Annotated in this window: 5 protein-coding genes and 1 pseudogene; 4 read left to right on the top strand and 2 right to left on the bottom strand. The window is 72.5% G+C overall.

Annotation, left to right across the window (positions count from 1 at the left end):
* Window positions 1-226, top strand: a pseudogene (locus tag G528_RS18935) (HNH endonuclease signature motif containing protein); the annotation flags it as partial.
* Window positions 227-289: 63 nt separating this feature from the next.
* Here G528_RS18935 and G528_RS0106295 read toward each other — a convergent pair.
* Window positions 290-1510, bottom strand: a complete 1221-nt coding sequence (locus tag G528_RS0106295; protein ID WP_035719195.1) for a polysaccharide biosynthesis protein — start codon at window positions 1508-1510, stop codon at window positions 290-292.
* Window positions 1511-1592: 82 nt separating this feature from the next.
* On the opposite strand from G528_RS0106295, the gene G528_RS0106290 reads away from it, so the two are divergent.
* The 3 genes from G528_RS0106290 to G528_RS0106280 all read left to right on the top strand — a co-directional run bounded on the left by G528_RS0106290 (window position 1593) and on the right by G528_RS0106280 (window position 5118).
* Window positions 1593-2507, top strand: coding sequence for an HpcH/HpaI aldolase/citrate lyase family protein (locus G528_RS0106290; RefSeq protein WP_026918233.1), 915 nt, complete (start codon window positions 1593-1595; stop codon window positions 2505-2507).
* A gap of 4 nt (window positions 2508-2511) precedes the next feature.
* Window positions 2512-4311 (top strand): MmpA family trehalose lipid delivery protein, encoded by a 1800-nt coding sequence (locus tag G528_RS0106285; RefSeq protein WP_026918232.1) that lies wholly within the window; start codon window positions 2512-2514, stop codon window positions 4309-4311.
* A 189-nt stretch (window positions 4312-4500) separates the two neighbouring features.
* Window positions 4501-5118 carry a ScbR family autoregulator-binding transcription factor gene (locus G528_RS0106280; protein WP_026918231.1) on the top strand — a complete coding sequence of 206 codons (618 nt, stop codon included), beginning with the start codon at window positions 4501-4503 and terminating at the stop codon, window positions 5116-5118.
* A gap of 45 nt (window positions 5119-5163) precedes the next feature.
* On the opposite strand, the gene G528_RS0106275 is transcribed toward G528_RS0106280, so the two are convergent.
* Window positions 5164-6312, bottom strand: coding sequence for a glycosyltransferase family 4 protein (locus G528_RS0106275; RefSeq protein WP_026918230.1), 1149 nt, complete (start codon window positions 6310-6312; stop codon window positions 5164-5166).
* Between the last annotated feature and the right edge of the window lie 3 nt (window positions 6313-6315).

Below are 6315 nucleotides of genomic sequence, written 5' to 3'. Positions count from 1 at the left end.
CCTCGGGGCGGCCTGCGGCAGCCACAACCGCACCGTCGGCACCGCACCCGGCCAATGGGAAACCCGCATCGCGGCCACCGGCCCCCATACCGGACGCGTCCACTGGCGACCGGCAACCGGCGGACCCCATCGGTGGCAGATCAACACCATCCACCACGCCGAACTGCTCCCGACCACAGACCCCGACCCACCACCGACACCACCAGAACCACCAGAACCGGACTGACGCCGCGGTCGCTGTGAGAGATGCCGGCAGCTCAGAGGTGCCCGACATCCGACCCGAATACGCCTAACCGACCACGGTCGAATAACCGGCGGTCGCGGCCACGGCCGTCGCCGCGGCGATCGCCGCCACCGCAGCCAGCCCGACCACCGATTCCACGCAGGTCGCGATGACGACGACCTCCACCGCCAGGGTGACGAAGGCCGGGACCGCGCCGCGCGCCCGGTCGCGCGCGATCGCCGCCAGGAGCAACAGCTGCAGCACCGCCAACAACGATCCGGTGAGCGCGAACAGCCACATCAACCCCGCGACGGGCCGGTAGTCCTCGGAGATCACCACTGGGACCAGCGGTCCGCCGACGGCGGCGAGGGCCGTCACCGCGACGCCGATTCCGGTGAGGACCACCGCGGCGCGGCGCAGGGCCGCCGCCGACCGCACCGGATCGGCGAGCCGCGGGTAGGCCACCACGCCGATGGCCTGCGGCAGCCAGAACGCCGCCTTCGTGGCGACCGCACCCAACGCGTAGAGGCCCGCATCGCCGGGCGTCAACACCGCGCGGGAGAGCAGCAGGTCCACCGAGACGGCGACGATCATCACGAACTGGACGCCCGAGGCGGCCAGCACGTCGGTGAGCCCCACGCGCGGACCGCTCCCCGGACCCGCATCGACTCCCGCACCGACCGGAGTCTCCCGCGTCCGGCGACGTCCCGTGAGTGCGACGACGACCGCGGCGGCCACCACGGTGCCCGCGGTACCCGCCGCGAGGGCGCCGGTGGCGTCGGCGCCGGCGTAGACGGCGGCGACCACCGGCACCGATCGTGCGACACCGACACCCGCGAGCACACCGCCGAGCATCCGGAACCGGCCCGCCCCCTGGAGGAATCCCTGCCCGCCCGCGATCACCGCCAACGGCGCGGCACCGGCGAGCGCGGCCGCCGTCGGAGCCAGACCGGTGTGCGCGATCCGCATCATCGCCGCCACCGCGATCACCGCGCCGCCGGCCACAACCAGCAGCACTCCGGCGATCAACCGCCACAGCCGCCGCCGCGCGGTCCCCCGCACCACCTCGCGCGCCACGACCGTCTGAACGGCCAGGGCCGGGACGGACGCGACCAGCATGGCCGCGTTGAGAACCGAGAACTCACCGAAACCGTCGGTCCCCAGCACCCGACTGGCCGGGATCTGCGCAGCATAGGCCAGCAGATTGGCCAGCAGCGTTCCCGCCGTGACCCACCCGAGCGACGCCGCGGTGGACCCGCGGCGCACGCGTGCGGCGACGTCGACCATGCTGAACAGTCTGCCTGCCCGCGTCACGATAGACTTGCTCGGCAGCATCCCACCCCGAGTCCGAGACGAGCGTAAAGAGTCGATGTACGACAGCGAGCCCTTCACCGAGCCCGACCCCACCGACGTCGGTTCCCGCATCGACCCGGTCCTCGCGCGGAGCTGGCTGCTGGTCAACGGCACACAGTTCGACCGGTTCGAGCCCGCCCACCGGTCGCGCGCCGACATCGTGGTCCTCGACATCGAGGACGCCGTGGCACCCAAAGACAAGGACCGCGCCCGCGACAACGTGGTGCGCTGGCTGAACGACGGTCATTCCGACTGGGTCCGGATCAACGGTTTCGGCACACCCTGGTGGTCGTCTGATCTCACCGCGCTGTCGAAGACGTCGATCGGCGGCATCATGCTGGCGATGGTCGAGTCGGTCGACCACATCACCGAGACGGCGCGCCGCGTCCCCGGAGTGCCGATCGTCGCCCTCGTGGAGACCGCGCGCGGCCTGGAACGCATCACCGAGATCGCCTCGGCCAAGGGAACCTTCCGACTCGCCTTCGGCATCGGCGACTTCCGCCGCGACACCGGCTTCGGCGATCAACCCGCCACCCTCGCCTACGCGCGGTCGCGGTTCACGATCTCGGCGAAGGCCGCGAACCTGCCGTCGGCCATCGACGGCCCCACCGTGGGGTCGAGCGCACTCAAACTCTCCGAAGCGACGGCGGTGAGCGCGGAGTTCGGCATGACCGGCAAGATCTGTCTCACCCCCGATCAGTGCGCACCGGTCAACGAGGGCCTCTCGCCGTCGCAGGACGAGATCAAGTGGGCCCGCGAGTTCTTCACCGAGTTCGAGGCCGACGGCGGTGAGATCCGCAACGGCTCGGACCTGCCGCGCATCGCCCGCGCCACCAAGATCCTCGAGTTGGCCCGCGCCTACAAGATCGTCCCGAGCGACTACGGCATCAACGATCACATGCCGGCGCCGACCGACACCTACCACTACTGACATCGTGCTCTACGCGGTCGGCGGCCTGCTCACGGCGCTGATCTGCGGGCCGCTGTTCGTGTGGTCGACGAGCGCCGGGCATCTGCTGTACCGCGACGCCGTCGCCGTTCCTGAGTGGTCGGCGACCGCCGCCGCGTTCGGCATCGACGGATCGGCACCACGCGCCGTCCCCCAGGACGGTTTCCTCGCGGTCGTCTCACCGTGGATCGACGGCAGCTCCCTGGTGCCCGCGATCACGGCGGTCGCCGTCTTCGCCGCCGCGATCGGGTACGGCCGTCTCGCCGGTCGGCTGGTGCCCGACGCCGGCACCGCCGGCCAGGTGGTCGCGGCCACGGTGGCCGTGTGGAACCCGTTCGTCGCCGAGCGGCTGTTGCAGGGGCAGTGGAGTCTGCTGACCGGGTATGCGGCCCTGGGGTGGACGGTGCTCGCCGTGATGCGCCTCGCCCGGGAATCCGGGGCCCGCACCTCCGGAACCGGAACGTCGGGCGTCCCGGAGTGGACGCCCGGACTCCGGTCGACGCCCGGACGGTCGACGCTCGGACGGTGGGCCGTGCTCGCGAGCGTGCTCGCCGCCGCGGGACTGACGCCGACCGGTTCGGTGTTGGCGCTGGTGGTGGCCGCCGTTGCGGCCGTCGCCGTCCGCCTGCCCGTGCGCCGAACGGTCGGCATCGTGGCACTGTGGGCGGTCACCGCGTCACCGTGGCTGGTCGGGGCGGCCGTGTCGTCCGCGGTCGGCGGGTCGGGTGGCGCAGCCCTGTTCGCGGCTCGCGCCGAACCGGCCCTGGGCACGTTGGGGACCCTGCTCGGTCTCGGCGGCATCTGGAATGCCGAGGCGGTGCCGGGCAGTCGGACGTCGCCGTGGGCGCTCGTCGCGACGGCGCTGCTCGTGACCGTGGTGGCCGTCGGCTCGGTGCACCTGGCGCGAGGTCACCGGATGAATGGTGGCCGGCGGGACTCACCGGAGGCCCGCGTCGTCGGGCTGCTCGCGGTGCTCGCCGCGGTGAGCGTGATCGCGGTGGCCGCTGCGGCGACCGCGCCGGGGCTGTGGCTGCTCGACGGCGTTCTCGAGCACGTACCGGGTGCCGGGCTGCTGCGCGACACCCAGAAGTTCGTGGCGACGGCCGTGCCGTTCGTCGCCGTCGCCGCCGCGGCGTGCGTCGCCCGGCTGCGCCGCTGGGTGCCCGCCGGTTTCGCGGGCGTCGCCGTCGTCGCCCTGGTGGTGGCGCCGCTGCCCGATCTCGTCGGGGCCGGCGGGATCCGGCCGGTGGCGTACCCCGCCGATTACCCGCGGGCCGTCGCGGCGATCGGGGACGGCGGCGGTTCGGCGGTCGCACTGTGGCCGTCCGACCAGGTCCGTCGACTCTCGTGGACGCGCGGTCCGTCGCTGTCGCCGCTGCCGCGGATGATCGACGCCCCGGTGTTGGCCTCGGGCGAACTCACCGTCGACGGAACCTCGGTCGATGCACCCGACGGGCGGGTGGCGGAGGTGGTCGACGCGCTCGACCGGGGCGGTGATCCACACCTGTTGGCGTCGCTCGGTGTCGGCTGGGTGGTGGTCGAGGAGGCGCCGCCCCCGCGACTGCTGGCCGCCGCCGGTCCGCCGGTGACGACCGGCGATCACGTGTCGGTGTATCAGATTCCCGACGCGGTGCCCGCACCGAGCCCGTCGACTGCGAGCTGGGTGGCGACCGGGATCGCCCACGGCGCCTGGGCGGCCTGTCTGCTCGCCGGGGTCGTCGCCTGGGCCGCGCGGCTCCGTCGGGGGCGCGGGACGTGGGCTGTCCGGCGCCGGTCCCGCCTCTGAGGCACCCCTCGGCTCTTCGGCGGACTCCTCCGTGTCTCCAGCCGATCTCGCAGCCCCAGCGTCGGGACCGGAAACCGGTCCACCGGTATGAAACTTTATACTCCCCTGTACATACCGGCAAGATCTACGGCGTCGCCACGGTCGGACCGGGCGGACACACCAAGGGCGAGCGCAGAGGCGGGAGGCTTCGTGGCCAAACAGGCGAGAGCCGTCGCGACCCGCGGTCAGATCCTCGACGGTGCCGCGCGGGTCTTCGGTCGTCTCGGATTCGAACGCGCCCGACTCAACGACATCGTCGACGAGACCGGGGTCACGCGCGGGGCCCTGTACTTCCACTTCCAGTCGAAGGACGAGCTGGCCCGCATCGTCATCGACGAGCAGCATGCCCGTTCTCGTGCCCTCATCGATCGGGTGACCGCCACCGACGCCGACGCGATCACGACGATCGTCGAGTTGACCCGCGAGTTCGCCCGGTTGGCTGCCGACGACCCGGTGATCCGCGCCGGCATCGGGCTCATCCTCGAGTTCAATCGCGGTGAGCAGCCGATCCCGGCCTACCTGGATTGGATCGAGGCCTCCCGGCGCCTGGTGACACGGGCGATCGCCGAGGGCGACGTTCGGCCGGAGGTGGTGCCCGCCGACGCCGCCGAGTTCATCATCGGTTCGTTCGTCGGCGTCCAGCTCAGCTCGCAGATCGTCGCCGGCGGCGTCGACCTGCTCGACCGTGTCGACCGACTGATCGGCTTCATCCTGCCGGCGCTGATGCGTCCCGAACGGTTCGCCGCCCACCCCGCGACCGTCGGCTGACGCCTCCCGCCTGCGAGAGCGACGATCAGTTCCGCAGGGCGACGATCAGTTCCGGAGGGCGGCGAAGACGTCGACGAAACCGTTGGCCGTGCGGTGCCACGAGAAGTCCGCGGACCGTGACCGGGCCGCAGCACTGAGGGCGGTGCGTCGGGCGGCGTCGACCGCGAGCTGCGCCGTCGCGGAGACGAGGCCGTCCGTGTCGTCGACGAGGACGCCGGTCACCCCGTCGATCACCGAGTCGACCAGTCCCGCGGAGCTGCGGTAGCCGATGGTCGGGACGCCGTGTTGGGCCGCTTCGATGACGGCCAGCCCCCACCCCTCCTTGCGTGACGGCATCAGATGGAGGTCGGCGGCGGCCAGGATCTCGTGTTTGCGGACGTCGCTGACGTGGCCGTGGAATCGCACCCGGTCGGCGACGTCGAGGTCGGCGACCGCGGTGGTCAGCCGGTCGGCCCACCAGCCGTCGCCGACGATGTCGAGCCGCACGTCGACGCCGCGGACCGCGAGGCGCGCGACGGCCTGCAGGGCGTGCTCGATCTGCTTGTGCGGCACCAGTCGGGAGACCACGACGAGGTTCACGCCGTCTCCCGCGGGGTGGGCGGTCCGGGGGGCGTCGGTTCTCGCCGCGGCGGGGATCGGGTCCACGCCGCCCCGGATCACCGTGATCCGGTCGCGGTCCACGCCGAGGCGTTCCAGTTCGGCGGCCGACGGGTCCGACACGGTCACGTAGCGGCTCCGCCGGTGCACGCGCGGCGACAGCCGGGATTCGATGAACCAGCCCAGGCGCGACAAGACGGGGCCGGCGACCGGCCACTGTTCGCGGTGACCGTGGTGCACCAGGATCACCGTCGGTGTCCGGGTGACGAGGCGGGCGAAGAAGGGCACGCCGTTCTGGGTGTCGACGATGACGTCGGGCACCCGAGCTCGTAGGCGGCCGCGCCCGAGCCGGGCCGCCGCGATCGTCGCCAGGGCCCGCGGGTACACGGTGAGTCGGCCGCCTGCCCGGAGCACCAGGATCCCGTCTCGCATCTGTTTGCGGGGGGCGCCGCGGTAGCGGGCGGTCAGCAGGGTGACGCGTGATCCGCGACGGGCGAGTTCCGCGCCGACTCGCTCGAGGTACCGTTCACTGCCGCCGCCCTGCGGGTGGCCGGTGTCGCGCCAGCACAGCAGCAGGACGTCGGTCGGCACGCTCACGCG

Origin of the sequence: Gordonia shandongensis DSM 45094 (assembly GCF_000423025.1) — a bacterium.
GTDB classification, from domain to species: domain Bacteria; phylum Actinomycetota; class Actinomycetes; order Mycobacteriales; family Mycobacteriaceae; genus Gordonia; species Gordonia shandongensis.
This window is presented reverse-complemented; position numbering and strand designations above follow the sequence as displayed.